This is a genomic window from Nocardia terrae (genome assembly GCF_009760405.1).
Taxonomy (GTDB): Bacteria; Actinomycetota; Actinomycetes; order Mycobacteriales; family Mycobacteriaceae; genus Nocardia; species Nocardia terrae.
Map to the genome: position 1 here is coordinate 889,573 of NZ_WRPP01000002.1, position 26,322 is coordinate 915,894.

Consider the following 26,322-nt stretch of genomic DNA (forward strand, 5'->3'; position numbering starts at 1 on the left):
AGCTCCGAATCGCAGACGAAACAGCCCAGAGCCGCGCTTCGGGACTCGGGAGCAAGGTGAACCCAGTATAGATCCGGTTCGTTACGTAGACCTTGCCTGTGAACGTCGCTCCGCTGCACGGCGCTCGACGCGATTCCCCGCCCCCGGCGGACCCCCGGTGCGGAAATCCGGCGGTGGCGTCGAAAGACCTTGCGCCCCAGGACTTTGGATCCTGTCGACGGCTGCCACCGAGGCGGACTATCGGGATACGCCCGGAGTGGCGGACACGCGGACGGAGGACACCGTGACCACGAAATACGAGAGGCCCGGATTCGGGGCGGCGGCGCGACCGGAACACTCGGAGCGAGACTTTCGCCGAAGCTGGTTCAGCACCGTGACGGCGGGGGAGTTCCTCGGCTTTCTCGCACCGGCCGGCGCCGGTGCGCTCGCCGCACATGCGCATCCGGGGATCCTGGCGGCGGCGATGATCGGGGCGGGCGCCGTCGAGGGCGCGGTGCTCGGTCGCTTCCAAGCCGGTGTGCTGCGAACGCGGCTGTCCGGTCTGCGAATTCGCGACTGGACGGCGGTCACCTCGGCGGGCGCGGTGGTCGCCTGGATGGTGGGCGTGCTGCCCATGCTCTACGGCGAGCAGTTCGGCGCCTGGCCCACCTGGGCGCAGGTCCCGGTGGCCGTGGTCGCCTCCCTGGTGATCGTCCTTTCCCTCGGCGTCGCGCAGTGGACGGTGCTGCGCCGCTTCACCGATCGCGCGCGGCTGTGGGTGCTCGCCAGCGCCGCGGCGTGGATCGCGGGACTCGCCGCCTTCATGCTGGTCGCCCCGCCGCTGTGGCAGCCCGGCCAGCCGCCGGTCCTCGTCGGCGCCATCGGCGCGCTGGGGGGAGTGGCCATGGCCGCCGTCATGGCGTGGGTGACCGGAGCCTTCCTGACCCGAGTGCTCGCCGACGGGCACCTCATCACCACGAAATAGGAGAATGTCATGAACCCCGAACCCACCCTGCACCCCGACAATGTCGCGCTACCGCCGCCCCGCGTGACCGGATCGGTGCGGCTGCGCGGCGACCTGGACGAACCGCTCTCGCGCTGGCTGTGGCTGGTGAAATGGATTCTGGCCATACCGCATTACGTGGTGTTGTTCTTCCTCTGGATCGCCTTCTGGGTGGTCACGGTGGTGGCCTGGTTCGCGATCCTGTTCACCGAGCGCTACCCGCGGTCCCTGTTCGACTTCGCCGTGGGCGTGATGCGCTGGTCGTGGCGCGTGCAGTTCTACACCTACGCCGCGCTGGGCACCGACCGGTATCCGCCGTTCACGCTGCAGCAGACCGACTACCCCGCTGATCTGGAAGTCGACTACCCGCAGCAGCTCTCGCGCGGTCTGGTCCTGGTGAAGTGGTGGCTGCTGGCCGTTCCGCACTACCTGATCCTGGCCGCCCTGTTCAGCGGCGGCGTGGTCCTCGGTGGGAACTCCGGCGACAACAACGGCAGCACCACGATTCCGCTGATCGGCGTGCTCGTGTTGATCGCGGCCGTGGCGTTGTTGTTCACCGGCCGCTACCCGAAGGGGTTGTTCGGCTTCGCCATCGGCGTCAACCGCTGGTTCTATCGGGTCCTGGCCTACTCGGCCCTGCTGACCGACGAGTACCCGCCGTTCCGGCTGGATCAGGGACCGCGGGAACCGGCCGCGAACTGAGATCGCGGCCACCGTCAACCGAGGCGGGCCGAGATCTCCTTGGCCCACGCCTCGATCCGAGACCGATCACGGAAATCCCCGGCGTTCTTCTTGGCCATGGCCGAGGCCGGGAAGCCCCGGGCCGTGGCTTCGAGCCGCCCGCCGAACAGCGCGGTCCCGCGGGCGTCGACCCGATTCGCGCATTTGTGTACAGCCTTGGCGCCGAAGGCGTTTCCATCCGAACCGTCGTCGGTCGACGTGTCGAGCGGCCCGCTGGCGAACACCCAGACGGGCCGTTCGCGCAGCTGCCGGGCGAACCGCCGGGCGAACCGGCGGGCATCGCGGTGCCATCGGCCGGTATACAACGCCCCGCCCAGCACCACCGCCCCGAACCCTTCCAGCGAGTGCACCTCACGGGCCGCGCGCACCTGTGCCGGAACGTGGGCCGCCCGCAGCGATTCACCGATCCACTCGGCGATCTCCGCGGTACCACCGCGCTTGGAACCATAAACGACCAGAACAGGATCTCGACTCATGACCGCCTCCTCGAAACCGGGCACCTCCCATACCACTCCGACTCCGGCCGCGCTCACAGAGCACAAGGTCCCGAGTAACTCGGCGGGGTTCCGGCCGTGGCCGGAGGACCCGCGTCCGGTGGACGTGACGTTGCGCAGAATCACCGCGGAAACGGTGTACGAGGTGTGCGGACTCAGCGAGACGCTGTCGGGAGATCAGCGGAAACGGGTGGTCGACAACGGCACATCCATCGCCCAGGCGCATTTCGCCGACGCGGCATGGTTTCGCGCGATCTACCACGGCGACGAGCCCGTGGGCTTCCTCATGCTCGACCTGGCCATGGATTCCGGCCAGCCCGGAGTTTCGCTGTGGCGCTTCATGATCGCGGGACCGCATCAGGGGAGGGGGTACGGCCGGCGCGCGATCGAGATCGTGGCGGCGCACCTGAAGGCGCGCGGCACCACGGCGCTGTACGTGAGTTATCTACCGGGTCCGGGGAGCGCGGCCGGGTTCTATCGCTCCCTCGGATTCCGGCCCACCGGCCGCATCGTCGACGGTGAGACCGAGGCCGTCCTGGCCTGGTGAGGGTCAGGCCGGGGTGACGGCGGTCGGACGCCACCACGGTCGCGAGGAATCCTCGGCGAACGTGCCCGCGGCAGCGAACAACTCGTCCCTGCCCAGCCCGGGAATGACGTGGTAGCGGATCGATCCGGGGACGCTCACCAGGGCCAGGATCCCCCACAGGGCACGGGCATAGGACTCGGCGAGGGCGGGGGCATCCCATTCGTAGAGCCCGCGATAGGCGCCGCGCTGGTCGTGGGCGAGCCAGAGTTTGGTGATCAGGCCGGGGAATCCGGCGAAAAGGATGGTGTTGAGCAGGCTTTCGCGGCGGAACAGCGCATGGCCGCGACCGCGCACCCCGCGCAGGGTGAATTCGACCACCAGAATGCACGGGTCACGGCGGCTCGCCCCGGCGATCTCCGTCTCCCGGAAGACGGCGGCGGTCGTCCCGTCGGCGAAACCCAGCCGCAGACCGACATTGCCGCGCGGGATGTGGATGCGCCGGCGAGCCAGCAGCCCGACGGTGGCCGCGACACACCGTGCGACGGCGAGCGCGGCCTGTCCGACCGGAAGTGGAGATTGTTCGGATCGGTTGTCCATCATCTGAATTCGACTTTCGAGAGCTAAGGCAGTGACCGCTCCGGCGTGTCGGTGGTGCGGGCCGTGCGGCCGTGGGTGTCGGTCGCGGCATCGAGGGAGTCCGCGAAGGCGATCAGGTCGCGGACCTGGTCACCGTGCTGATGCAGGAAGTCCTCGCGGGCGCGGCCGCGGCGGAAGTAGATGAACGAGCGGCCGGTCTCGAGCTGCCAGGTGTACCAGAATAGATAGGGGATGGTGAGTACGAAATTGACTATGCCCCAGACGATCCAGACATTGTTGTTGAACCAGCCGTCCGAGGGCATCACCTTCGGGAAGATGTTGTAGATCGCGATGACGAGCATCAGCACCGGCAGGGTGTAGATGCGGGCCATGATGTAGAGCTCGGGGCGGCGCTTGACCAGCGGATAGATCTCGGCGACCGCGAGAATGCAGATGCTGGCGGCGAAATGCTCCTCCTTGGGCGGATAGCCGCCGAAGGTGAAGCACAGATTCCAGGTGGTGTAGAGGAAGTTCCACGCCATGGTCGTGTAGGCGACCAGTTCGGCATTGCGGCCGGGCAGCACTTCCCAGAAGCGTGGGCAGTAGGGAATGGTCAGGCACAGTCCCAGCCCGACCGCGGCGTTCCAGTAGTTGCCGATCTGGGCGTCGCGCAGGGTGGCCTCGGCGATATTGAGGAACAGGATCGCGTACGGGAACCACAGGAATCGCGGATTGCGCAGGATCTCCCACACCCGGCCGGGGCGCTGCTCGGCCACCGCGATCCGCATGGCGCCGACCAGGGTGAGCGGGATGAGCACCGAGAGGATCTTGGCCCAGGAGAACCAGTTGATCAGCCCGATATCGTGGCCGGGTCCCCAGATCCAGATCGGGAACGTCAGCAGCGACAGTCCCCACACCCACATCGCGGGTCGCGGATGTGTGCGCATGTAGTCGACGATGACCCACAGGATGGCGCAGAACGCCAGCATGGATACCGCCGTCACCCAGGTGAAGGCCGCCGGATTTCCGGACACCGCCTCCGAAGCCGCGCTGATCATGGTGAATACCGCCTTTCGCTGAAATCGGGTGGATCCGATCGGGTAACCGACGAGCAGGCTGATTCCGCCTCATCATGAACGGGCGCCACACCCGGACACCGGCGGCACGCCGGGGCCCGGTCGCGGTCAGTCCCCGAGCACCCGGGTCGGCCAGTTCGGGACATACGGGGTGTCGCTCGGCTGCTCGGGCAGGTCGACCACCGGTGCGGGCAGGGGCGGCACGGTGCGCTCGGCGCGCTCCTTGATGCCGCGCAGCATCTTGGCCTCCATGATCAAGCTGCCCGGCTCCATCACCAGCATGTAGAAGAAGCGTTGCAGCACACCGGCATCCGGGAGCGCAATGCGATTGCGGCTGATCAGGCGGGTGCCGTCGGCGGTCGGGCGCAGCGCGAACGCCCACACCCAATGGTGGTCGGTCGAGGCGAGGACCATGGCGTGCGGCCGATCCAGCGCGGCCACCCGCAGCGCGGGGCCCTTCTCACCCAGCGGCAGCACATCGTCCACCGCGAGCTGCTGGAACTGCGGCAGGATCTCGTGGGCGCTGTGCATGTCCAGGCCGAGCAGGTTCTCGATCCAGTCATAGGTGTAGGCGCCGCCCCGGCCCGAACCCATCTGCACCAGCCACGGCCAGATCTGCTCGGGTGTGGCGGCGACGGTGATGGCGCGTGTCGTGACCGTCCCGGCGTCGGGCAGCAGGCCGTCACCGGGCAGGGCCGCGCCCACCTCTTCGGCGGTGGCGCCCCAGGTGACGCATGCGTTCCGGGCGAAGAGCCGGTAGCCGGCCGCCAGCCCGGTGACCGCCGAGGTCAATCCGATCGCGATCGCCGACGATGTCCTCATGGGTGTGTTCCTCTCGATGGAAGCTCGATTCGATCCTCGGCCGTACGCCGGAATTCCCGCAGGGACCGAAGGCCCGACATCCGCCCTCTGAACAGGTGACTTTCGGCCGTCCCGCAGGTCGAGGCGGGAGCGGGATGCTGTGAGCGAACACCGGATTCGGATCGAACGGAGGAGACGGCATGACGGAGTTCGCGAACAGGAGCGCCATCGTCACCGGCGGAGCGCGGGGAATCGGCGCGGCCGTGGTCAAGGAACTGGTGAAGGCGGGCTTCGGCGTGGTCATCGCGGATCTGCTCGTCGACGACGGGACCAGGCTCGCGGAATCGCTTGCGCCGCACGCACGCTTCCAGATTCTCGACGTCACCGACGAGCGGGAGTGGGGGCTGGTGCTCGACGAGACCGAACGCGAGTTCGGCCCGCTCGGCGCGCTGGTGAACAATGCCGGAATCCTGGACTTCGGCACCGTGGAAACGGAGACGCCCGACCTGTTCCGCCACGTCCTCGATGTCAATCTGTACGGGCCGTGGCTGGGCATTCGCCTGGCCGCACCGCGCCTGCGCGCCGCCGGCGGCGGCACGATCGTCAATATCTCCTCGACCGCGGGCTTGATGGGCTACGCGGGCATCAGCGGCTATGTCGCCAGCAAGTGGGGGCTGCGCGGCCTGACCAAAGCCGCTGCGCTGGAACTGGGTTCCTCCGACATCCGGGTGTGCTCGGTGCACCCCGGGCCCATCCACACCGCGATGACCGCGGGCCTGGACGAGTCGATGGCCGCCACCCAGCCGCTGCCGCGGTTCGGCGAACCCGAAGAGGTCGCCGCGATGGTGCGCTTCCTCATCACCGAGGGAACCTTCTCGACCGGTTCGGAATTCGTCGTCGACGGCGGCGCGACCACCGGTCAGGCCGGGGTGCTGGAAACATCCGGCGCCGCCGGCGGCAATGGCGACAGGAACGAACTGGAGGTTTCGCCATGATGTATTGGTACGGCCACGATATGAGTGGCTGGGGATACGCCGGGATGGGCATCGCGATGCTGATCTTCTGGGTCCTGGTCATCGGCGGCATCGCCGTCGCGGTGAAGTTCGCGCTCTCCGATCGCGACACCACGCCGCGCTACGAGTCCCCGTCCCCGCAGGAACTGCTCGCCCAGCGCTTCGCGCGCGGCGAGATCGACGAGAACGAGTACACCAATCGCCTTGCCGCGCTGCGTGCTTCGGGCGCGCGGCAGTAGCCGGAGAGGAAGCCGATCATGACCGGTAATCCACCCGTCATCGTGGCGACCGACGGGTCGGTCGTATCCCACGCCGCCGTGGCGTGGGCTGCCGTGGACGCGGGTCTGCACGGCGCTCCGCTGGAGATCGTCACCTCGGTGGCGGTCCCCGGCGGGTGGGGGCCGGGCGCGATGCTGATCGACACCGACACCGACTACATGCGCCTGGAAGGCGAGCGCGTGGTGACCGACGCGAGCCGGGTGGCGCGCAACGCCGCAGTCGGCGATGCCGTCACCATCGATACGACAGTCACTTTCGAGCTGCCCATCCCGTACCTCATCGACCGGTCACGGCAGGCCCGCCTGCTGGTGGTGGGCAGTCGCGGGCACGGCGCGTTCGGACGCGCCCTGCTCGGCTCGGTGAGCACCGCGGTGACCCGGCACGCGCACTGCCCGGTCGCGGTGGTCCATTCGAACCCTGCGCTGGACCCGGTCTCGGCGGAGAAGCCGGTGCTGGTCGGCGTGGACGGGACCCCGAACAGCGTGCCCGCCCTCGAATTCGCTTTCGAGGAGGCTTCCCGCCGCAAGGTGGGCCTGGACGCCCTGCACGCCTGGAGCGACACCAGCGGCGCGGGCCTGCCCCTGTCCAACTGGGACCTGGTGCGCGAGCGGGAGACCGAGCTGCTGGCCGAACGTCTGGCCGGGTTCGGCGAACGTTACCCGGACGTCGCGGTGCGCCGAATCCTGGTGCGCCACCGCCCGATCCAGTCGCTGCTGGAGGCCACCGACAACGCGCAACTGCTCGTGGTCGGCAGTCACGGGCGCGGCGGCTTCGCCGGGATGCTGCTCGGCTCGACCAGCAATGCCCTGCTGCACAGCGTCGAGTGCCCGATGATCGTGGTGCCCAGCCGCTGAGACGCCGTTCAGCCGATGAGGTGAGCGGTGATCACCGGCGCGACCCGATCCACGAGGCTGTCGACCGATTCCGAGGCGATCGGTTCGACCTTCAGGATGTAGCGCAGGTAGGCGATGCCCAGCAGCTGCGCCATCGCCAGGTCGATGCGCAGCTCGGCATCGGGTCCGGGCAGCGCGGCGGCGACCAGCTGATAGAGCTGGTCCTGGATGAATTGCCGTGCGAGCGTGGCGGATTCCTCATGGGTGGCCGCGCCGCGCAGGATGGCCTCGAGGCGGCCGCGTGATTCGGGCTGATCCCAGAGCGTGAGGAAGACCCGGGCCAGCCGTGGCCCGATGCCGTCGAGTTCGCCGTCGACGATGCGGGCCGCGAGCTCGGCCGGGTCGAAGGGCCAGCCCATGGTGGCGCGGAACAGGCCCTCTTTGTTGCCGAAGTAGTGGCGGATCAGCGCGGGATCCACTCCGGCCGCGGTGGCGATATCGCGGACGGAGGTGCGGTCGTATCCGTTCTCGGCGAAGCGTTTTCGCGCGGTGTCGAGCAGGGTCGCGCGGGTGTCGGCGCTGCCGGGTCGGCGTCCTATCGGTGGCATGGTGCCGGAAACTCTACACTCGTTGACTTTCTGGTCGCGGCGGGGCTACCGTCGAATCAGATAATTCCACAAATGAGGAGTTTCTCCGATGCCCATGCCGCGCTGGCTCGCCCAGACCAACAAGTACGGCCTCAATCGGCTCACCCGCTTCCTCGCGCCCTGGCTGCCGGGCTGGGCCCTGGTCGTCCACCGCGGCCGTAAGTCCGGCCGCACCTTCCGAACCCCGCTGTGGGCCTTTCGCCGCGGCGACGACTTCGTCATCGCGCTGACCTACGGCAGCACCTCCGACTGGGTGCGCAATGTCGAGGCTGCGGGGTCGTTCGACCTCGTGCACCTCGGCCACCACCATCGGCTCACGAATCCCCATGTGTATCGCGACCCGAAGGCCGCCGATATGCCCCTGCCGATCCGCCTCATGCTGCGATACGTGCTCGCCGCCCCCGAGTTCCTGCGCGCGACGGTCGCGCCCGCCGTCCCGGAAGCAGCCTGAAGCCACCCCTACCGGACGAGCGAGGGCCCGGCATGCACGGTGCATGCCGGGCCCTCGCGGTGGCGGCTACGCGAATTGCGCGGTGGCGCGGCCGGATTCGGGATCGGGATCGAGTTCTTTTGCGGTGGTGAGGATCTCGTCGATGAGCGTATCGATGTGCTCGGTGCCGGTGCGGTGGTTGCAGATGCATGCCCGCAGGACCGTGTCGCCGTCGTAGTCGACGGTCGCCAGGTAGGCGCGCCCGCGGTTCTGCACCGCCTCGGCCAGCGCCACGTGTGAGGTGATGCCGTGGACGCGGAAGCACACGACCGGAAGCGGCCCGCAGGCCAGCAGATCCAGACGGGGATGCGCGGTGATGCGCTCGCGCAGATAGCCGGCCATCCGGTCGTAGTGTTCGAGCAGGGCGGCGACTCCGCTGCGACCGAGCTGGTGCAGCGTCGCCCACAGGGCCAGGGCACGGGTGCCGGGCCGGGTCAGCTCGAAGGTGTATTCCGACATCCACGGCAGGTTTTCGTCGCTGTCGAGGTAGGAAGCGCGGAACCCGAAGGCGGCGCGCAGTCGCTGCGGATCGGTGACCAGCGCCGCGCCGCAACCCACCGGGACCGACAGCGTCTTGTGCGGATCGACCGTCAGAGAATCGATCTCGGCGATCCCGTCGTAGGCGGGCGCCCATCCCGGCACCTGGACCCCGAGCCCGCCCCACGCCCCGTCGGCGTGATGCCACATGCCGTGCTCACGGCAGACGGCGGTGATCGGCGCGGGAGTGTCGATCGCGCCGGTGGGCGTGCTGCCCAGGTTCGACACCGCGCAGAACGGCAGCAGCCCGGCCGAGAGGTCGGCGCGCACCGCCGCCGCGAACGCGGCCACGTCCATGCGGCGGTCGGACGTGGTGGCGATGACCCGCACCCGTGAACGCGGAATGCCGATCACCGCGGCGGCCTTGGCGACCGACATGTGGGCCTGCGCGCCGCAGTAGACGACCAGACGACCGTGCGCCGCATCGTATTCGGGGCCGTCGAGGGCCTGACGGCGTTCCAGGAACCAGTGCCGCGCCGCCGCCAGGCACAGCAGATTCGCCATGGATCCACCGCTGGTGAGCACCCCGCCGGTGGTGTCGGCCATGCCCGCCAGCCGCGCCAGATCGGCGATCACCCCGCGTTCGAGGTCCATCAGCGCGTGCTCGCCCATCCCGCAGGTGGCATTGATCGCGGTGGCCAGCAGTTCGGCGATCACCCCGGCCGGTGACGGCGGGGAATTGATCCAGGCGAAGAACGCCGGATGCCCGTTGCCCGTCGGATAGGGCGCGAGCGACTCCTCGGCGAAATCGAGGATCGCGAACAGATCCCCGCCGTGCTCGGCCAGCCCGCCCGAGCCCAGCCGTCGACGCAGGGCCGAGGGCAGCCGCCGGGTCACCGGCCCCTGGTCCAGATTCGCGAGATACTCGGCCACCCACTGCGCACTCGACACCAATTCATCGCGGAAGGCCCGCGGATGCACCGCCAACACCGAATCACCCTCGGCCGCCGACCGTTGCGACCCTCGCCCCTCGAACCCCACCGAAGCCCCTGACACCATTGTCGTGCTCACACCCTCTATTCGGAGTTGCCTGCTCAGGACATCGGGATCGTAGGATCCGCAACCGTCACCGAGCGCTAGCGGCACGGGTTCCCCGGTAAAGATTTGATCTTGGTCATCCGATCGGGACGCCGGACGCCTCGGCTTCCGCCGCGATCCCGCCCGGCGGGCGGGATCAGTGGGCGGTCGGGGCGGAGTGGGTGGGCAGGCCGAGGGCGGAGCGGTCGCAGACCAGGGCGAGGTCGGTGGCGGTGACCAAGCCCGCGAGGCGGCCGGTGGTATCCACCACCGCGATGGCATCGAGGCTGGGGCGCAGGACGATTCGGGCGATGACGTCCGCGACGCGGGCGTCGGTGCCCGCGATCGCCGCGGGTGCGAGCGGGCGGGCCAGTTCCGCCAACGTCGTGCCCGCCTGGATCGGGGTGCGCGGGCGCAGCAGGTCGGCCCAGGCCAGCACGGCGTGGGGGCGGCCTTCGGCGTCGACGACGGGGAAGACCCGGTGCCGGGTGTGGACCAGGTTCGAGTGGAGCAGATCGTCCACGGTCCAGGTCGCGGCGACCGCGGCCGGGGACGGGGTCATGATCTCGCCGATCGTGGTGTCGCCCAGCCGATGTCGCAGCCCCGACAGCATCAGTTCGCTATTGGCGGCGGTGTAGAGGAACCAGCCGAGCAGGATCGCCCACAGTCCGCCGAAGGAGCCGCCGACGAGGACCTCGGCGAAACCGAGCAGCGCCAGGGCCACGCCCAGGAACTGGCCGATGCGGGCGGCGGTGGTTTCCGCGCGCAGCCGGTCACCGCTGCGCCGCCACAGCAGGGCCCGCACCACCCGGCCGCCGTCGAGGGGCGCGCCCGGCAGCATATTGAACACGGCGAGAACGATATTGACGGTGGCCAGCCAGACCAGGGTCGCGGTCACCGGGCCGCCGGGGGAGAACACCGAGGAGACGGCCGCCGCGCCGTAGGCGGCGGTCCCGAGCAGCAGGCTGGTGCCCGGCCCGACCAGGGCGACCCGCAGATCGGTGCGGGCGTCGCGCGGTTCGTCGGCGAGCTCGGAGGCCCCGCCCAGCAGCCACAGCACGATGCGCTCGACGTGAACCCCGTTGCGGGCGGCCACGATCGAATGCGCGAGCTCGTGCGCCAGCAGGCAGCCGATCAGCGCCAGCGCGCCGAGGATCGCCGCCACCCAGATGGTCGCGGTGCTCGCCGTCCCGCGCAGGTAGGTGGCCAGTATCCAGGTGAACAGCCCCACGGTGACCCCGGCCGACCAGTGCGCGGCGATACGGATGCCGGCGACGCGGCCGAGCGGGATGGTGGATCCAATCTGCATGATGTTCCTCGGATCAGTGCGCGGGGCCGGTGAGGCCCTCGGCGAGCAGGATGCGGTGGGCGCGTTGTGCGGCGGAAAACCCGTCGGCGCTGTCGAATTCGCCGGTAGCCGGGAATTCGAGGCCGTGCACCAGGGTCGCGACGGCCGCGGTGAGCGCGTTCAGGCGGCGTTCGAGATCCTCGGTCTGCGACAGCGGCGGTTCGGCGAGCAGCGTCGCACCGGCGGACACCTGCGTCAGGTCCGTGCCGAGCAGAATGAACCGCAGCTTGACCGGCAGCTGGGCGAACACGTGATCGATCTGGCCGGGTGAGAACAGATCGGCCATCGTGTCGGTGACCACGCCCGCCAGCCCGACGGCCTCCTCCGGTGTGACACCCGCCGCGTGGGAGAACTGGGCGAGGAACGAGGCCACATCGTGGCCGACCGGCACGTGGCCGGGCACCCAGCCCTCGTAGAACATGCCGCGCAGCAGTTCGGGCAGTTGAGCGCTGAGATGCGCGGCGGCATGGATGTTCAACCGGTCGCGCACGCTGTGCAGCCAGGCCCGCAGCGCGCGATGCGCGACGAAGCGGTCCTCGGTGTCGATGGCGGCGGCCACGGCCGCCAGCCATTCGTGGGCGGTGTGCACGCCGGGTGCGAACGGATCGGTGTGATGGCTCATCGGACACGGCCTTTCGGTATGTGAGCGAGCGATACGGGTACCGGCTCGAGCGTGCGCCCGGCGGGGCCGAACTGGGCAGAGGACTCCTGCCACGGCACCGGCGACGGAGGTCACTACGCCAATGGCCTTTACGCCCTGCCCCGGCCCGGGGTCCCGGTCGTTGACTGGATACGGGAGGTACCGATGAAAACCGCGAACCACCAGGACTCGCCGGTGCGGGAATCGATGCACTGGGAACCGATAGACAAGACGGCGCAAGAACGCGCCGAGGCCAATCTCACCGCCTACGACATGGCGTACCAGGGATTCGGCTGGGACGCCGCGCGCGCGGCCCTCGACGGGCTGCCGGGCGGGGGTGTGAACATCGCGCACGAGGCCGTCGACCGGCATCTGGGCACGCCGCTGGCAGACGTGCCCGCGCTGCGCTGGCTGGCCGCGGCGGGCGGTGTCACCACCGTGACCTATGCCGAACTCGCCACGCGCAGTAACAGATTCGCCAATGTGCTGCGCGATGCGGGTGTGCGACGCGGCGATCGGGTGTGCCTGCTGCTGGGCCGGACCCCGGAGCTGTTCGTGGCCTGCCTCGGGGCGTGGAAGGCCGGATGCGTCGTGGTGCCGCTGTTCTCGGCCTTCGGCCCGGAACCGGTGCGGCAGCGGCTCGAGATCTCCGGCGCGACCACCTTGATCACCACCGCGGACCAGTACCGGCGCAAGGTCGCCCCGAATCGCGCGGCGCTGCCCGCGCTGCGCCACGTGCTGCTCACCGATGTCGGACTCGACGATCCGCCGCTCGACGACACCGCCGCCCTGCCCCCGGCGATGGCGGCGGCCTCCGATGAATTCCCCATCGTGCGAACGGGTCCCGAGGACCCGGCCCTGCTGCACTTCACCAGCGGTACCACGGGCATGCCCAAGGGCGCGGTCCACGTGCACGGCGCGGTGCTCGCCCATCGGGTCAGCGCGCACTACGCCCTGGATCTGCGACCCGGCGACATCTTCTGGTGCACGGCCGATCCCGGCTGGGTCACCGGCATGACCTACGGCGTCATCGCGCCCCTGACCCTGGGCGTCACGCTGATCAGCGACGAGGCCGAGTTCGACGCCCGGCGCTGGTACGACATCCTCACCGCCGAACGGGTATCGGTCTGGTACACCGCACCCACCGCGCTGCGCATGCTCATGCGCCGCGGTGACGAGCTGCCCCCCGGCACGGATCTGTCCTGTCTGCGTTTCGTCGCCAGCGTGGGCGAACCGCTCAATCCCGAGGCCGTGGTCTGGGGCAAACGGGTGCTCGGCCATGCGGTGCACGACAATTGGTGGCAGACCGAGACCGGCGCGATCATGATCGCCAACCTGGCGGCCGAGCAGATCCGGCCCGGCTCCATGGGCCGCCCGCTGCCCGGGATCACGGCCACCATCCTGCGCCGCGGCCCGGACGGGCGCGCGGCGGTCCAGGACGGCGCGGTCGACTACGCCGCCGACGACGAGGTGGGCGAGCTCGCCCTGCGCGCCGGCTGGCCCTCGATGTTCCGCGGCTACTGGAACGAAACCGCGAAGTACGCGCGGGCTTTCGCCGACGGCTGGTATCTGAGCGGAGACCTCGCACGCCGCGATCGCGACGGATACTTCTGGTTCGTCGGCCGCGCCGACGACGTCATCAAATCCGCCGGGCACCTCATCGGGCCGTTCGAAGTCGAGAGCGTGCTGATGGCCCATCCCGCCGTCGCCGAGGCCGGAGTCATCGGCACACCGGATCCGGTGGCGGGCGAACTGGTCAAGGCATTCGTGCAACTGCGGCCCGGACACGAGCCCACCGAGGAGCTGCACGACGACATCATCGCCTTCGGCAGAAGGCAATTGGGCGCTGTCGCACCCAAACAGCTCGTGTTCACCGACGCCCTGCCGCACACCCGCAGCGGGAAGGTGATGCGCCGGCTGTTGAAGGCCCGCGACCGGGGCCTGCCCGAAGGTGACGTCTCGACCTTGGAGAACGCCGGTGACCACCGATAACGAGCACCTGACCAAGCCGGCGGCGCTGGAGCGAATCGAGTTGCTGCGGCAGATGATTCGCATCCGCCGGTTCGAGGAGCGCTGTGTGCGGCTCTACAGCGCCGAAGCCATTCGCGGCTTCCTGCACCTGTCGATCGGCGAGGAGGCGGTGGCAGCGGGCCTGCTGGGCGAGCTCGAACCCGGTGACGCCGTCGTCTCCACCTATCGCGAGCACGGGCACGCCTTGGCCAGGGGCGTCCCGATGAACGCCATCATGGCCGAAATGTACGGCCGCGCAACCGGATGCAGCCACGGCCGGGGCGGTTCGATGCACCTGTTCGACGGCGAGCGCCGCTTCTACGGCGGCAATGCCATCGTCGGCGGCGGGTTGCCGGTCGCGGTCGGGCTCGCGCTCGCGGACTCGCTGCGGGGCCGCGACGCGGTGACGGTGTGCCTGTTCGGCGACGGCGCGGTCGCCGAGGGCGAATTCCACGAATGCCTCAACCTGGCCGCGCTGTGGCGGTTGCCGGTGCTGTTCGCCTGTGAGAACAACCAGTTCGCCATGGGGACCGCACTCAAACGCGAACACGCGGTCACCGATCTGTCGCTGCGCGCCGCGAGTTACGGCCTCGCCTCCTGGCCGGTCGACGGCATGGACGCGGTCGCCGTCGCGGCGGCGGCGCGGCGGGCGCTGGAATCCATTCGCGGCGGGCGCGGTCCGTGCTTCCTGGAACTGCGCACCTACCGGTTCCGCGCGCACTCGATGTACGACGCCGACCGCTACCGCGACAAGGCCGAGATCGCGCAGTGGAAGGAGCGGGATCCGATTCCGCGGCTGTTCGCCGACCTGCGGGCCGCCGACGCGGTCGAACCCGACGCCCAGGTCAAGCTGGAAGCCGAGGTCGACGCCGAAATCGACGCCGCGGTCGCTTTCGCCGAAGCCGCACCGCTGGAACCGATCACCGACCTGACCCGCCACGTGTACGCGGAGACGAGATGACCACCTATCGCGACGCCATGCGGGAAGCCCTGCGCGAAGCCCTGAACCGTGACGACCGGGTCTTCCTGATGGGCGAGGACGTGGGCGCCTACGGCGGCTGCTTCGGCGTCAGCCGGGGCCTGCTCGACGAATTCGGGCCGGAGCGCATCCGGGACACCCCGCTGAGCGAATCGGCCTTCGTCGGGGCGGGCATCGGCGCGGCCATGGGCGGGCTGCGCCCGATCGTCGAGATCATGACCGTCAATTTCAGCCTGCTCGCCCTGGACCAGATCCTCAACAACGCTGCCACCCTGCGGCACATGTCCGGCGGTCAGCTCGGGGTGCCGCTGGTCATCCGGATGGCCACCGGCGCGGGACGCCAACTGGGAGCACAGCATTCGCACAGCCTCGAGGGGTTCTACGCGCACATCCCGGGCCTGCGGGTGCTCTCGCCCGCGACCGTGGCCGACGCGCGCGGCATGCTGTGGTCCGCACTGCAGGATCCCGACCCGGTGCTGATCTTCGAACCGATCGCGCTCTACAACACCGAGGGCGAACTGGCGGCCGACGCGGGCGCGGTCGATATCGACTCGGCCGCCATCCGCCGCGCCGGAACCGATGTCACCCTGGTCAGCTACGGCGGCGCGCTGCGGGTCGCCGAGGCCGCCGCCGACCAGCTGGCCGGTGAGGGCCTCGCCGCCGAGGTGATCGACCTGCGCACCCTGCGCCCCCTCGACGAGAAGACCGTGCTCGAGTCGATCGCGCGGACACACCGGCTGGTCGTCGTGGACGAAGGCTGGCGCAGCGTGGGCATCTCCGCCGAAATCGCGGCTCGCGCAGCGGAATACGGCTACTACGAGCTGGATGCGCCGATCGCGCGGGTGTGCACCGCCGAGGTTCCGATTCCCTACGCGCGTCAGCTCGAGGAAGCCGCGCTGCCGCAACCCGAAGCCGTCGTCGCCGCCGTGCGCAAGGCGGTGAGCTGACGTGCCCGAATTCCGGATGCCCTCGCTCGGCGCGGACATGACCGAGGGAACCCTGCTCGAATGGCGGGTCCGGCCGGGCGACGCCGTGCACCAGGGCGATGTGGTGGCCGAGGTCGACACCACCAAGGCGGCGATCGAGGTCGAATGCTTCGACGACGGCGTGATCGGGGAGATCCTCGTCCCCGAGGGCGCGACCGTCCCTGTCGGAACCCCGCTGGCGACCATCGAAACCGCCGCCACCTCCGGCCCTGATGGGTCGTCTCCTGCCGTGGCTGCTACCCCCGAGCCGGAGTCCGCTCCCGCGCCCCCTGTTGCTTCGGAGCGGCCGGTCACACCGGCCGCGCCGGTCGCCGCCGAACACGAGCAGGTCGAGCACGAGCACGACGGTCATGAATCCGCCTTCCGTGCAACGCCTCTCGTGCGCCGCCTCGCCGCCGAGGCCGGGATCGACCTGGCCACGGTGCACGGCTCGGCACCCGGCGGCCGGATCGTGCGGGCCGATGTCGACCGCGCGGTCGTCGAACGCCGCGACGGCCACCGCGCCCACGTGCGCGCCACCGGGTACGCGCGGCGGCTGGCGAGCGAGGCCGAGGTGGACCTGACCGGGATCGCGGGTACCGGCCCCGGGGGAGCGGTGCGCGCGGTCGACGTGCGCGCCGCCGCTTCTCAGCGTGGCGAGGCGCCGGCCGTCCAGCGGGAGTCCGCGCGCCCGGTTCCGGCCTCGCCCGAATCCGCGTCGGCCCCGATCCCTCCGGCTGCGCGGCAACCGCTTGCGCCCCAACATGATCCGGCGGAGGTGCGCAAGCTGATCGCCGCCGCGATGACCAGATCCAAACGCACCGTGCCGCACTACTACCTGTCGAGCACCATCGATATGACCGCGGCGCAGCGCTGGCTCACCGAGTACAACCGGCGCGTGCCGGTGACGGAGCGGATGCTGCCCGCCGCGCTGCTGCTGGCCGCCACCGCCCGCGCCGCGCGGGCGGTGCCGGAACTCAACGGACACTGGATCGACGACGAATTCCGTGCGGCCACCGCCGTTCACCTCGGTGTCGTGGTCTCCATGCGAGCGGGCGGCATCATCGTCCCGACCATCCCCGACGCCGATCGGCTGGCCTTGCCGGAGCTGATGGCGGCCATGCGCGGCGTGGCCGAGCGTGCCCGCGCCGTGCGGCTGCGCTCCTCCGACGCCACGCCCGCGACCATCACCGTCACGAATCTCGGTGACCTGGGCGTGGATTCGGTGTACGGCGTCATCGCCGCACCCCAGGTCGCCATCGTCGGCTTCGGCGCGGTGACCGAGCGCCCGTGCGCGGTGGACGGCCTGCTCGGTGTCCGCCCCCAGCTCACCGCCACGCTGTCCGCCGACCACCGCGCTACCGACGGCGCGATCGGCGCCCGCTTCCTGCACATCCTCGCCGACCTCCTGCAAACCCCAGAGGAGCTCTGAAAACCCATGGCTACCACCCTGTCCCGGGAACTCGCCGACGGACTCGTCCGCAGCGCCCTGCACGGCTTCGACACCCCGGATCGGCTCGCCGCCCTGCCCGGCGACGCCCTCCTGCGCGAGACCCTCGGTCTGGATTCGCTCGACTTCCTGACCTTCGTCGAACGCCTGTCCACCGGCGCGGACCGCCGGATCGAGGAATCGGATTACCCCCGCCTCACGACCGTCGAGAAGTGTGTCGACTTCCTGACCAGCTGATCCGGGCCATCGCCGTCGCGCGGCTGCCGCACCCGATTCCGTGAAGCCGGAGATCCGGTGCGGCAGCGGCGTGTTGTCACCGCGTCGCCGGGTGCCGACGGCGGACCACCCAGCGGCGCAACTCGTCGGCGCCCCAGACGATCAGCGGGAAGGGCGCGGTGAAGGCGAGCATGGCGGGAGTGAGCGCGGCGGTGCCCAGGAGGCTCTGCAGGGGCGGGAGATAGATGATGGCGCCGGTGAGCGCGAGCTCGAAGGCGATGCCCCACAACAGGAGCGGATTGGAGAAGACGCCGATCGAGCGTAACGCGGCACGGTCGGTGCGGGCGGCGAAGGCGGTGCCGATCTGACCGGTCACCATGCCGAGCAATGTCATGGTGGTGGCCTGCCGGTAGGCGTGATGCAGGGGCGTGCCGGGCCCGGTGGGCGCACCCGGATGCCAGCCCGCGCGCAGCAGCACGAAGAAGAATCCGGCCATGGCCGGCCCGGCGCACAGCAGCCCGAGAAACAGCCACGCGCGCAACAGCATCGGGACGCGGATGACCGGCTCGCCCCGCGGCCGCGGCGGCCGGTGCATGAGACCGGGCTCGGCGGGCTCGCGGCCGAGCGCCAGCGCGGGCAGGGTCTCGGTGCCGACGTCGAAGGACAGCAGCTGCAGCACCGTGAGCGGAAGCGGCACCGCGCCACCGGACAAGGCGAACACCAGGAACGGCACGACCTCGGGGGTGGCGTGGGCGAAGATGTAGAAGATGAACTTGCGGATATTGACATAGACGCGCCGCCCCGCCCGGATGGCCGCGGTGATCGTCGCGAAATTGTCGTCGGTGAGCACCATGGTCGCGGCCTCGCGGGCCACGTCGGTTCCCGAGCGTCCCATGGCGATCCCGATGTCGGCGCGCCGCAGGGCGGGCGCGTCGTTGACGCCGTCGCCGGTCATCGCCACCACATGACCGGTGGCCCGCAGCGCGTCGGCGATGCGCAGCTTCGCCTCCGGCGAGGACCTCGCGAAGATCAGATCGGCGTCGCCCGCGAGCAGCCGGTCGAGGTCGGGCTCGGACATGCGGTCGAGCTGGTCCCCGGTCACGATGACGGGCTCGCCGCGGGTGATGCCCACCTGGGCGGCCACGGCCGCGGCGGTGAGCCCGTGGTCACCGGTGATGACGATGATCCGGATTCCCGCCGTGTGGCAGGCGGCGACGGCCTCGGCGACCTCGGGGCGCGGCGGGTCCACCATCGCCACCACACCGAGCAGGGTCAGCCCGCGTTCGGCCTGCTCGGCACGGGCGGGATCGCGTTCTCCCGCACGCAGTTCGCGTTCGGCGACGGCCAGGACCCGCAGCCCCCGCCGGGCCAGCCCGTCGACCAGCTGATCGAGCTCGCGCCGGCGCGCATCGGTCAGCGCGGCGGGCCGTCCCTGCGCGTCGAGCTCGAGAACGCACAGGGGCAGAACGGATTCCGGCGCACCCTTGACGTGGACCAGGCGTTCACCCGACGCGCCCGAATCCAGGGTGGACATGCGCTTGCGGGCCGAGTCGAAATGGAAGAGACGGATTCGATGCCGGTCGCGCTCCGGCAAATCGATCGGAATGCCCAGCGCCGCAGCGGTGTCGAGGAGAGCGACCTCGGTCGGATCGCCGGTGGCGGGTCGGTCGGCGTCGTTGGGTCGCGCGTTGTTGCAGACGGCCATGGCCGCCGCCATCCGGGTCAGCGTCGCGTGCCCTTCGGGCGGCGGGTGCTCCGGGGCGAAGTCGAACCGCCCGGCCGCGGTGTGCGCCACCACGACTCGCATCCTGTTCTCGGTGAGCGTGCCGGTCTTGTCGGTGCAGATGACATCGGTGGAGCCGAGGGTCTCGACGGCGCTGAGCCGCTTCATCACCGCGCCGCGCCGCGCCATCTCCCGCACCCCCATGCCCAGCGCCAGGGTGATCACCGGGAGCAGCCCCTCGGGAACATTGCCCACCAGCAGGCCGACCGAGAACACCACGGCGTTCACGAACGAGAGGCCGGCGGCGAGGGTGGCCAGCGGAATGAAGGCCACCCCCAACGCCACCGAGACCCCGGCGATCAGCCAGGCCACCCGGCGCACCTGATGTTCGAGCGGACTCTCGTCGCGTTGCACCCGTTCCGACAGCGCGGCGATGCGCCCCAGCTCCGAGCGCATACCCGTCGCGTACACGACCGCGCGGGCCTCGCCCTCGGTGCACGTCGTCCCGCTGAACAACAGGTCGCGGGCGTGCAGCAGCGGCACGCCCGCGTCCACCAGTTCGGCGGCCCGGTAGACCGGCATGGATTCCCCGGTCAGGGCGGACAGGTCGACCTCGATGCCGCCGTCGAGCATGCGGGCGTCCGCGGAGATCCGGTCGCCCTCGGCGATCACGAGCACATCGCCGGGAACCAGTTCGGTGGCGGCGATCTCGGCGACCGACCCGTCGCGCAGCACCTTCGCCCGCGGCGGCAGGTAGGCGGCGAGCGCCTCCACCGCCCGCTCGGCGTGGCGTTCCTGCGCGAACGCGAATCCGGCGTTGATCACGATGACCGTCAGCACGGCGACGGCGACCGGCACGATACCCACCGCCCACGCCAAACCCGCGGCGGCCCAGAGCAATAACGCCAACGGATGGGTGAACTGGCGCACCAGCTCCCGCGGCCAGGTCCGTCCACCGCGGCGGCGCAGTTCGTTGGGGCCGACCTGCAGCAGCCGCCGCCGGGCTTCGCGGTCGGTCAGCCCGGAGCGGCCGGTGCGCAGGTCGCGCAGCAGCAGATCGACGCGTTCGGTCGGATCCGGGGCCGGGCGTGCGTCACCGTCGGACGCGGGATCGGCCGACGTGGTCGCCCGTGCCTCGGACGCCGTCGTCATCGGTGTACACCCTCGGGCTCGGGCGCGGCCCGCTCCGGGTTGTTCCAGGCTCGCAGGGCTCCGGCGACGGTCGCCGCGAGCGGTGCGGCGGTATCGAGGGTGGTGGCCGCGGGCCACGGGGAGACGTTGGTGGACAAGGCGATCGCGATGTCGGGGGTGGCCTCGGAATCGCCCGGGCGGCGGGTGCGGATCCGAGTGGCCGCCACCTGCCGCGGGCATTCACAGCGCAGCGTGACGAGGTCGCTGTAGGTGATTCCGGCCAGCGCTTCGGCGCGTGCGCGCTCGGCGGCGTCGAGCCAGGAGGCATCCAGAATCACCGAGACGCCCAGGGCCAGCCGCTGTCGCGCGAGCTCGAGCATTCGTGTGTACACCCGCGCCTTCGCCTCGGGAACGTAGGCACCGGCGTCGAGCACCCCGGCAGCCCCGGTGATCGCTCCCGCCGTGCGCAGCTGGGCCCGCACGGTATCGCTGGAGATGACCTCGGCTCCGGTCTCGCGCGCCAAAGCCGCTGCGACGGTCGACTTCCCGGTGCCGGGCAGCCCGCCGATCAGAGCCAGTCGCACCGCGCCCGATTCCAGGTGCCCCAGTGCGAGCCGCACGTGGCGGCGGGCGTGCTCGGCATACTCCGGTTCGCCCTGCGCGGCCCGGATGCGGTTGGTCTTGGCGCGAACCGTGGCCCGGTAGGCGAGGTAGTGGTGGCGCAGGGAAGCGGGCGGGGCGTCCTCGGCCGCCCGCAGGTAGTCGTCCAGGAATCCCTCGGAAAGGTCCGCACGGCCCCGGAATTCGAGATCCATGGCGAGGAAGGCGGCGTCGTCGAGGCCGTCGACGTAGCGCAGGGAGTCGTCGAAGTCGAGGCAGTCCAGGATCCGGAGGCCGTCGTCGAGCACGAAGATGTCCTCGGCTATCAGGTCGCCGTGGCCGTCGATGATCCTGCGGTCGGCGATGCGGTCGGCCAGCAGCGGCGCGCGGCCGTCGATGAAGCGCAGCGCGAGGTGCTCGATACGGGCGACGTGCGCCGGGTCGAGTTCGTCGGCGGGCTGGGATCGCAAGCCGTCCAGCAGGATTCGCCACCGCGACCGCAGCGCGTCGGGTTCTCCCGCCTGGTCGATGGTCCGGCCGCGGTCCGCATTGCGGTGGAATCGGTCCAGCATCAGGGCGAGCTCGGCGAGCCGGTCGCGCCCGATCGCGCCCTCGGCCACCAGCGTGCCGAGCCGCCGCGATTCCGGCATGCGCCGCATGACCAGGACCGTCTCGGAGGGACCGCCGACCGGATCGGTCAGCTCGGCCAGCCCGAGATAGACATCCGAGGCCCAGCGCCGGTTCAGGTCGAGCTCCCGCCGCAGCGCCCGCGTGCGCGCCTCGGGCGTGGAGAAGTCCAGGAAGTCGGTGACCACGGGCTTTTTCACCTTGTAGGCGCGATCCCCGAACAACACGACCATGCCGGAATGGGTCTCCCGCAATTCCGGCGAAAGGCCCTGCCGGACAGCGCTGTCGCGGGCTCGGCGGGCCATGGCGGTCATGGCCGGACCGCCTCGGCGGCAAGCGCCTCGGCGGGCGCGTCCGGGAGCACGAGCACCGGGCACGACGAATGGAACACCAGGTCCTGGGTCGGTCGCTCCAGATGTGCGGGTGCGAGCGCGTCGATGTGATGGGTGACCACGACCAGTTGCGCCGCGGCGCTGAAGCGTTCGATCGCGGTCCCCACATCGCCGACCACGGTCACCGGCCGGAACTCCACCGCGGGGAAGTCCCGCCCGCAGTATCGGATCTGCGCGTCGGACACCAGTGGCGTCATGCTCACCCACTCCGTCTCTCCGGACCACTCCCTGCCCGGCCAGACCCGCGCCACGATCAGATCCGTGTCGCGCTCGTCGGCCGCCCGGAATGCCGCCGCCAGTGCCGGTTTCGCCGACGCCCAGTCGGCGACCACCACCAGGACGCTGCCGCGCACCGCCGCCGCCGGGCGGATCAGCGCGACCGGGCACCGGGCTTCGCGAGTCACGGTGAGCGCGGTGGAGCCCAGCACCATATGGGAGAAGAACCCGATATCGGTGGAGCCGAGCACGATCAGTCCCGCCGACCGCGACAGCTCGACCAGGATCTGCTCGGGTTGCCCGCGCCGGACCTCGAGACCGACCTCGATCGGATCGTCCGCCGGATCGGAGCTCCCGGCGAGCACGGCCCGCCGCGCGTTCTCGAGGGCGACCGAGGCGGACCGATAGCGGCTGCCGCCGGGCCGGAACGCGGGTTTGTCGATGGCCGGCACGATCGCGAGCAGGCGCAGCGGAACCCGGCGGGCGGCCGCCTCGGCGGCGGCCCACTCGGCGGCGCGAATCGCCGCCCGCGAGCCGTCGATGCCGACGATGACCGGCCGCGCTCGGACCGGATCGGCCGGTCGGACCGCAGCGCGCGAGGTGGAGACCTTCGTATCCATGTCTTCAGCCTCGCGCGCGCACGCCCGGGCAAACAGAGGACTTCGGTCCCTGCGCAGACGACGACGGTCCCGCCGACCGGATACCCGATGCTCTACCGGCCGACCCCGGTCGGCGGGTGAAATCAGCTGCGTCGGAACGTCTTCCCGCCCGGCATTCCAGGAGGTAGCCGATGTCGATCGTGACGTTGACGATGAACCCGGCGATCGACATCGCCACCACCGCCGACCACGTGCAGCCCACCGACAAGACCCGCTGTGCCGCACCGAGATTCGATCCCGGCGGTGGTGGCATCAATGTCGCGCGCACCATCGCCGCGCTGGGCGAGGCGGTGACCGCGCTCTTTCCCGCGGGCGGCCCGTCGGGCAGCCTGCTCGAAGACCTGGTGCGCGACGCCGGGATCCCGATGCGCCCGATCCCCGTGGCCGGTCACACGCGTGAGAGCCTCGCGGTGACCGCCACCGACACCGGTGAGCAGTACCGCTTCGTGCTGCCGGGCCCGCGGCTGACCGCGCCCGATACCCATCGCTGCCTGGCCGAGATCGAGCGGGCCGCGCAGGATTGCCGGTATGTCGTCGCCAGCGGCAGTCTGCCGCCGGGAGTTCCGGTGTCCTTCTATCAGAGTCTCGCGGATCTGCTGGGCGACATGGGCGTCCGGCTGGTGCTCGATACCTCGGGACCCGCGCTGCGGGCCGTCCGCGGTGGCGTCCACCTGATCAAACCCAGCGTGCGCGAGCTCGCCGAATACGTCGGGCACCCACTGCCGGACCGGAGCTCCCGGGTGGCCGCCGCGCACACGCTCATCGAGCGGGGGATGAGCGAGATCGTCGTGGTGTCCCTGGGCGCGGAGGGGACGCTCGCGGTGACCCGCGACAGCGATCGGCTCTTCGCCGCGATGGAGGTACCGGTGCGCAGCGGCATCGGCGCCGGCGACGCCCAGGTCGGCGGGATCGTCGTGGGACTGGCCCGCGGCTACCCGCTCGACGCCGCCATCTGCCTGGGCATCGCCGCCGCGACCGCCGCCCTGGCGACGCCGGGCACCGGTCCGGGACGCCCGCAGCGGATCGCCGAACTGTTCCAACAGCTTTCACCCAGCCCGGACTCAGGTCTCGGGCCGTTCGCCCTACCCAGATGACGCGAAGGAAGACACCATGAAAGGCCGAATTCTGGTCGCCTACGCCACCCGCTACGGCACCACCAGGGAGATCGCGGCGGTCGTCGCCGCCGCGCTGCGCGAGTCGGGACTCGAAGTCGATTGCCGCGCCATGGACGATCTGCACTCGATCGACGACTACCGCGGCATCGTGCTGGGCGCGCCGTTCTACTACGGCCGCTGGCCGCGTGCGGCGCGACGCTTCCTCGACCGCTTCGGCCCGGTGCTCGCGCACCGCGATGTCGCCGTCTTCGCGACCGGCCGAATCGAACCGGATCGGCCCGAGGCCGAAAGCCGTTCGCAACTCGACGCGCTGCTCGAACGCTACCGCTGGCTCCAGCCCTTCGCCGTCGCGCTGTTCGGCGGTCGCTGGGACCCCGCCGCGCTGCGCGGGTTCGACCGCTGGATGCACAAACTGCCCGGCTCACCCCTGCACACGCTCACCGCTACCGATCTGCGGAATTGGGATGCCATCGGCGAGTGGGCCACGCACGTGGCCGCCGCCTTCCATGCCGGTGCCGCGCAACCGAAGCCGCCGGTCGCCGAGCCGACCCGGATCTCCCGGGCGGGCGCGGCGCTGTCGACCATCCGCAACTACATCGCCGACCAGCAGCCGCGACGCCCTTAGATCCGCGGTACCCGAGAATCGGGGGCCGACGGCCCGGACGGGCCATGACATTGGTCTCTGGGACGCGATCCGCGGCGGCGCGATGCTCGATACATCAACGCGACCAGGAGGAATCATGCCGGATACCCCGACATCCCCTATGGATTGGAGTGCGCGGCCGATCGTGGTCGCGGTGGATGGCTCCGCGACGTCCTACCAGGCGGTGGCCTGGGCGGCGGTCGAGGCCGAATTGCGCCGGTGGCCACTGCATATCGTGATCGCCTACGGCGTCGAGCCCGGCCACGCGCCGTGGACCGCCCGCGGCGTGGCCGAACACGCGGCCGTGCGGTCGGAGGCCATGCGCGTGCTGGCCGAGGCCGCGCGCATCGCCCATCACGCCGTGCCCGAGGACACCATCTCCGTCACCTGCGAGGCGGTCGGTGAGCTGGCGTTGCCGGCGCTGATCTCCCGTTCTCAGCAAGCCCGGATGATCGTGGTGGGCAACCGCGGTCGCGGTGCGATCCGCCGTGCGCTGCTCGGCTCGGTGAGCGTGGGGCTGGCGCGTCGCGCCCAGTGCCCGGTGGTCGTCGTGCAGGCGGAGCCCGATATCGAGCGATTCGCCGCGGACAAACCCGTGGTGGTCGGAGTGGACGGCACCGACAACAGCCTGCCCGCCGTGCGCATGGCCTTCGAAGAGGCGTCATCGCGCAAGGTGCCGCTGATCGCGGTGTACGCCTGGCGCGACACCAGCGGATTCGACCTGGAGGTGATCGGCTGGGACACCATCCGGGAGCGGGAGGACAAGATGGTGGCCGAGCGGCTCGCCGATCTGGGCGACGAGTATCCGGAGGTGACCGTCGAACGGCGCATCGCCTGTGACACCCCGGCCCGCGCCCTGCTCGACCATGCCGACGACGCACAGCTTCTCGTCGTCGGAACCCACGGCCGCGGCGGATTCGCGGGCATGGCGCTCGGCTCGGTCAGCACCGCGCTGCTGCACGCCGCGACCTGCCCGGTGCTCGTGGTGCGTTCGGCGGAGGTGGCGTCATGAAGTCGAATTCGTCTCTGGCCCTGCGTATCTGGCGCCTGCGTCCGTGGAGCATGAACCCGCTGATGCGCGGCTCCGATCGGTGCGAAGCGCTGCTGCGGACACTCGTCATGGTCGGACTGCTGCTCATGGTGCCGATATCGGGCGCGATCGGCAGCACCACCTACACCCGCAGCGCCGCGCAGATCCAGGCCGACCATGCCTCGAAGGTCCAGATTTCGGCGACCGCGGTCGCGGACGCCACCCAGCTCCCGTCCTCGGGCCCCTACCGCGATTCCGGCTATCGGGCGAGCGTGCGCTGGGTGCGCGGCGGCGTGGATTCCACCGCGATCGTCGACGTCGACAAGAACGTGAAAGCCGGTGCGGTGGTGCCGATCTGGGTGGGTACAGACGGCAAGCCGACCCGTGCGCCCGCCGGAGCGGACACCGCCGCCCTCGACGGGATCGGCATCGGCCTGATGGTGCTGCTGCTGTCCGGAACCTGCGCGATCGCCCTGCTCTGGGCGATGGAGGTGCTGCTGAGCGGCGTGCGCAACCTGCAATGGGAAATCGAGTGGCGGCGAGTGTCCCGCCCCATCGGAACCTGA

General features: G+C 70.4%; 26 protein-coding genes and 1 pseudogene. 16 read left to right on the forward strand and 11 right to left on the reverse strand.

The features are described from left to right. Nucleotides 1-283: 283 nt before the first annotated feature. A complete protein-coding gene (locus GPX89_RS14025) occupies nt 284-964 on the forward strand; it encodes a hypothetical protein (protein ID WP_157387868.1) in 681 nt (226 codons plus the stop codon). Between the two features lie 78 nt (nt 965-1,042). Continuing rightward, nucleotides 1,043-1,669, forward strand: a pseudogene (locus GPX89_RS14030) (DUF4389 domain-containing protein); the annotation flags it as partial. Nucleotides 1,670-1,698: 29 nt separating this feature from the next. On the opposite strand, the gene GPX89_RS14035 reads toward GPX89_RS14030, so the two are convergent. Then, complete coding sequence (locus GPX89_RS14035) at nt 1,699-2,199, reverse strand: flavodoxin domain-containing protein (protein ID WP_157387870.1); 501 nt, start codon at nt 2,197-2,199, stop codon at nt 1,699-1,701. On the opposite strand from GPX89_RS14035, the gene GPX89_RS14040 reads away from it, so the two are divergent. Next, nucleotides 2,198-2,764, forward strand: coding sequence for a GNAT family N-acetyltransferase (locus GPX89_RS14040; protein WP_157387871.1), 567 nt, complete (start codon nt 2,198-2,200; stop codon nt 2,762-2,764). The two genes, GPX89_RS14035 and GPX89_RS14040, sit on opposite strands and share 2 nt — an antisense overlap. Before the next feature lie 3 nt (nt 2,765-2,767). On the opposite strand, the gene GPX89_RS14045 is transcribed toward GPX89_RS14040, so the two are convergent. From GPX89_RS14045 to GPX89_RS14055, 3 genes are all read right to left on the reverse strand, one after another. Further along, a complete protein-coding gene (locus GPX89_RS14045; protein ID WP_157387872.1) occupies nt 2,768-3,340 on the reverse strand; it encodes a hypothetical protein in 573 nt (190 codons plus the stop codon). Nucleotides 3,341-3,363: 23 nt separating this feature from the next. Then, nucleotides 3,364-4,377 carry a hypothetical protein gene (locus GPX89_RS14050; protein WP_198347426.1) on the reverse strand — a complete coding sequence of 338 codons (1,014 nt, stop codon included), beginning with the start codon at nt 4,375-4,377 and terminating at the stop codon, nt 3,364-3,366. A gap of 126 nt (nt 4,378-4,503) precedes the next feature. Beyond that, the gene (locus GPX89_RS14055; protein ID WP_235947118.1) at nt 4,504-5,217 is read right to left on the reverse strand and encodes an SRPBCC family protein; all 714 of its coding nucleotides are present in this window, start codon (nt 5,215-5,217) and stop codon (nt 4,504-4,506) included. A gap of 179 nt (nt 5,218-5,396) precedes the next feature. Here GPX89_RS14055 and GPX89_RS14060 point away from each other — a divergent pair, with 179 nt between their 5' ends. The 3 genes from GPX89_RS14060 to GPX89_RS14070 are packed head-to-tail and all read left to right on the forward strand — an operon-like array spanning nt 5,397 to nt 7,342. Next, nucleotides 5,397-6,191, forward strand: coding sequence for an SDR family oxidoreductase (locus GPX89_RS14060; RefSeq protein ID WP_157387873.1), 795 nt, complete (start codon nt 5,397-5,399; stop codon nt 6,189-6,191). A 20-nt stretch (nt 6,192-6,211) separates the two neighbouring features. Then, nucleotides 6,212-6,448: an SHOCT domain-containing protein gene (locus GPX89_RS14065; RefSeq protein WP_235947120.1), complete on the forward strand. Its 237-nt coding sequence runs from the start codon at nt 6,212-6,214 to the stop codon at nt 6,446-6,448. Between the two features lie 18 nt (nt 6,449-6,466). After that, nucleotides 6,467-7,342 carry a universal stress protein gene (locus GPX89_RS14070; protein WP_157387875.1) on the forward strand — a complete coding sequence of 292 codons (876 nt, stop codon included), beginning with the start codon at nt 6,467-6,469 and terminating at the stop codon, nt 7,340-7,342. Nucleotides 7,343-7,350: 8 nt separating this feature from the next. Here the strand turns inward: GPX89_RS14070 and GPX89_RS14075 are convergent, their stop codons facing one another. Continuing rightward, entirely contained in the window at nt 7,351-7,929 is a 579-nt protein-coding gene (locus tag GPX89_RS14075; RefSeq protein WP_157387876.1) for a TetR/AcrR family transcriptional regulator, read from the reverse strand. A gap of 88 nt (nt 7,930-8,017) precedes the next feature. On the opposite strand from GPX89_RS14075, the gene GPX89_RS14080 reads away from it, so the two are divergent. Further along, nucleotides 8,018-8,419, forward strand: a complete 402-nt coding sequence (locus GPX89_RS14080) for a nitroreductase/quinone reductase family protein (RefSeq protein ID WP_157387877.1) — start codon at nt 8,018-8,020, stop codon at nt 8,417-8,419. Nucleotides 8,420-8,485: 66 nt separating this feature from the next. On the opposite strand, the gene GPX89_RS14085 is transcribed toward GPX89_RS14080, so the two are convergent. From GPX89_RS14085 to GPX89_RS14095, 3 genes are all read right to left on the reverse strand, one after another. Next, complete coding sequence (locus GPX89_RS14085; RefSeq protein WP_198347427.1) at nt 8,486-9,925, reverse strand: pyridoxal phosphate-dependent decarboxylase family protein; 1,440 nt, start codon at nt 9,923-9,925, stop codon at nt 8,486-8,488. A gap of 244 nt (nt 9,926-10,169) precedes the next feature. Further along, nucleotides 10,170-11,321: a site-2 protease family protein gene (locus tag GPX89_RS14090; protein ID WP_157387878.1), complete on the reverse strand. Its 1,152-nt coding sequence runs from the start codon at nt 11,319-11,321 to the stop codon at nt 10,170-10,172. Between the two features lie 13 nt (nt 11,322-11,334). After that, complete coding sequence (locus GPX89_RS14095) at nt 11,335-11,982, reverse strand: DUF2267 domain-containing protein (protein ID WP_157387879.1); 648 nt, start codon at nt 11,980-11,982, stop codon at nt 11,335-11,337. Between the two features lie 183 nt (nt 11,983-12,165). On the opposite strand from GPX89_RS14095, the gene acsA reads away from it, so the two are divergent. From acsA to GPX89_RS14120, 5 genes are read left to right on the forward strand one after another with little or no spacing between them, the layout of a single operon-like run. Next, nucleotides 12,166-13,992 carry an acetate--CoA ligase gene (acsA, locus tag GPX89_RS14100; RefSeq protein ID WP_198347428.1) on the forward strand — a complete coding sequence of 609 codons (1,827 nt, stop codon included), beginning with the start codon at nt 12,166-12,168 and terminating at the stop codon, nt 13,990-13,992. 52 nt (nt 13,993-14,044) lie between these two features. Continuing rightward, nucleotides 14,045-14,971, forward strand: a complete 927-nt coding sequence (gene pdhA / locus GPX89_RS14105) for a pyruvate dehydrogenase (acetyl-transferring) E1 component subunit alpha (protein WP_198347457.1) — start codon at nt 14,045-14,047, stop codon at nt 14,969-14,971. After that, complete coding sequence (locus tag GPX89_RS14110) at nt 14,968-15,936, forward strand: alpha-ketoacid dehydrogenase subunit beta (RefSeq protein ID WP_157387880.1); 969 nt, start codon at nt 14,968-14,970, stop codon at nt 15,934-15,936. Before pdhA ends, GPX89_RS14110 begins: the two co-directional genes overlap by 4 nt. 1 nt (nt 15,937) lies before the next feature. Next, a complete protein-coding gene (locus GPX89_RS14115; RefSeq protein WP_328601802.1) occupies nt 15,938-17,386 on the forward strand; it encodes a 2-oxo acid dehydrogenase subunit E2 in 1,449 nt (482 codons plus the stop codon). 6 nt (nt 17,387-17,392) lie between these two features. Next, complete coding sequence (locus tag GPX89_RS14120; RefSeq protein ID WP_157387881.1) at nt 17,393-17,641, forward strand: acyl carrier protein; 249 nt, start codon at nt 17,393-17,395, stop codon at nt 17,639-17,641. A gap of 76 nt (nt 17,642-17,717) precedes the next feature. On the opposite strand, the gene GPX89_RS14125 is transcribed toward GPX89_RS14120, so the two are convergent. From GPX89_RS14125 to GPX89_RS45430, 3 genes are read right to left on the reverse strand one after another with little or no spacing between them, the layout of a single operon-like run. Next, a complete protein-coding gene (locus tag GPX89_RS14125) occupies nt 17,718-20,495 on the reverse strand; it encodes a cation-translocating P-type ATPase (RefSeq protein ID WP_157387882.1) in 2,778 nt (925 codons plus the stop codon). Continuing rightward, nucleotides 20,492-22,015, reverse strand: a complete 1,524-nt coding sequence (locus tag GPX89_RS14130) for a bifunctional aminoglycoside phosphotransferase/ATP-binding protein (protein WP_235947122.1) — start codon at nt 22,013-22,015, stop codon at nt 20,492-20,494. The genes GPX89_RS14125 and GPX89_RS14130 overlap by 4 nt, the downstream gene beginning before the upstream one ends. Beyond that, nucleotides 22,012-22,929, reverse strand: a complete 918-nt coding sequence (locus tag GPX89_RS45430) for a universal stress protein (RefSeq protein WP_157387883.1) — start codon at nt 22,927-22,929, stop codon at nt 22,012-22,014. The genes GPX89_RS14130 and GPX89_RS45430 overlap by 4 nt, the downstream gene beginning before the upstream one ends. Nucleotides 22,930-23,099: 170 nt before the next feature. On the opposite strand from GPX89_RS45430, the gene GPX89_RS14140 reads away from it, so the two are divergent. The 4 genes from GPX89_RS14140 to GPX89_RS14155 all read left to right on the forward strand — a co-directional run bounded on the left by GPX89_RS14140 (nt 23,100) and on the right by GPX89_RS14155 (nt 26,322). Continuing rightward, a complete protein-coding gene (locus GPX89_RS14140; protein WP_198347429.1) occupies nt 23,100-24,062 on the forward strand; it encodes a 1-phosphofructokinase family hexose kinase in 963 nt (320 codons plus the stop codon). A 16-nt stretch (nt 24,063-24,078) separates the two neighbouring features. Further along, complete coding sequence (locus GPX89_RS14145) at nt 24,079-24,708, forward strand: flavodoxin domain-containing protein (RefSeq protein WP_157387884.1); 630 nt, start codon at nt 24,079-24,081, stop codon at nt 24,706-24,708. A gap of 115 nt (nt 24,709-24,823) precedes the next feature. Next, nucleotides 24,824-25,738 (forward strand): universal stress protein, encoded by a 915-nt coding sequence (locus tag GPX89_RS14150; RefSeq protein ID WP_235947124.1) that lies wholly within the window; start codon nt 24,824-24,826, stop codon nt 25,736-25,738. Further along, a complete protein-coding gene (locus GPX89_RS14155) occupies nt 25,735-26,322 on the forward strand; it encodes an Rv1733c family protein (protein WP_157387885.1) in 588 nt (195 codons plus the stop codon). The genes GPX89_RS14150 and GPX89_RS14155 overlap by 4 nt, the downstream gene beginning before the upstream one ends.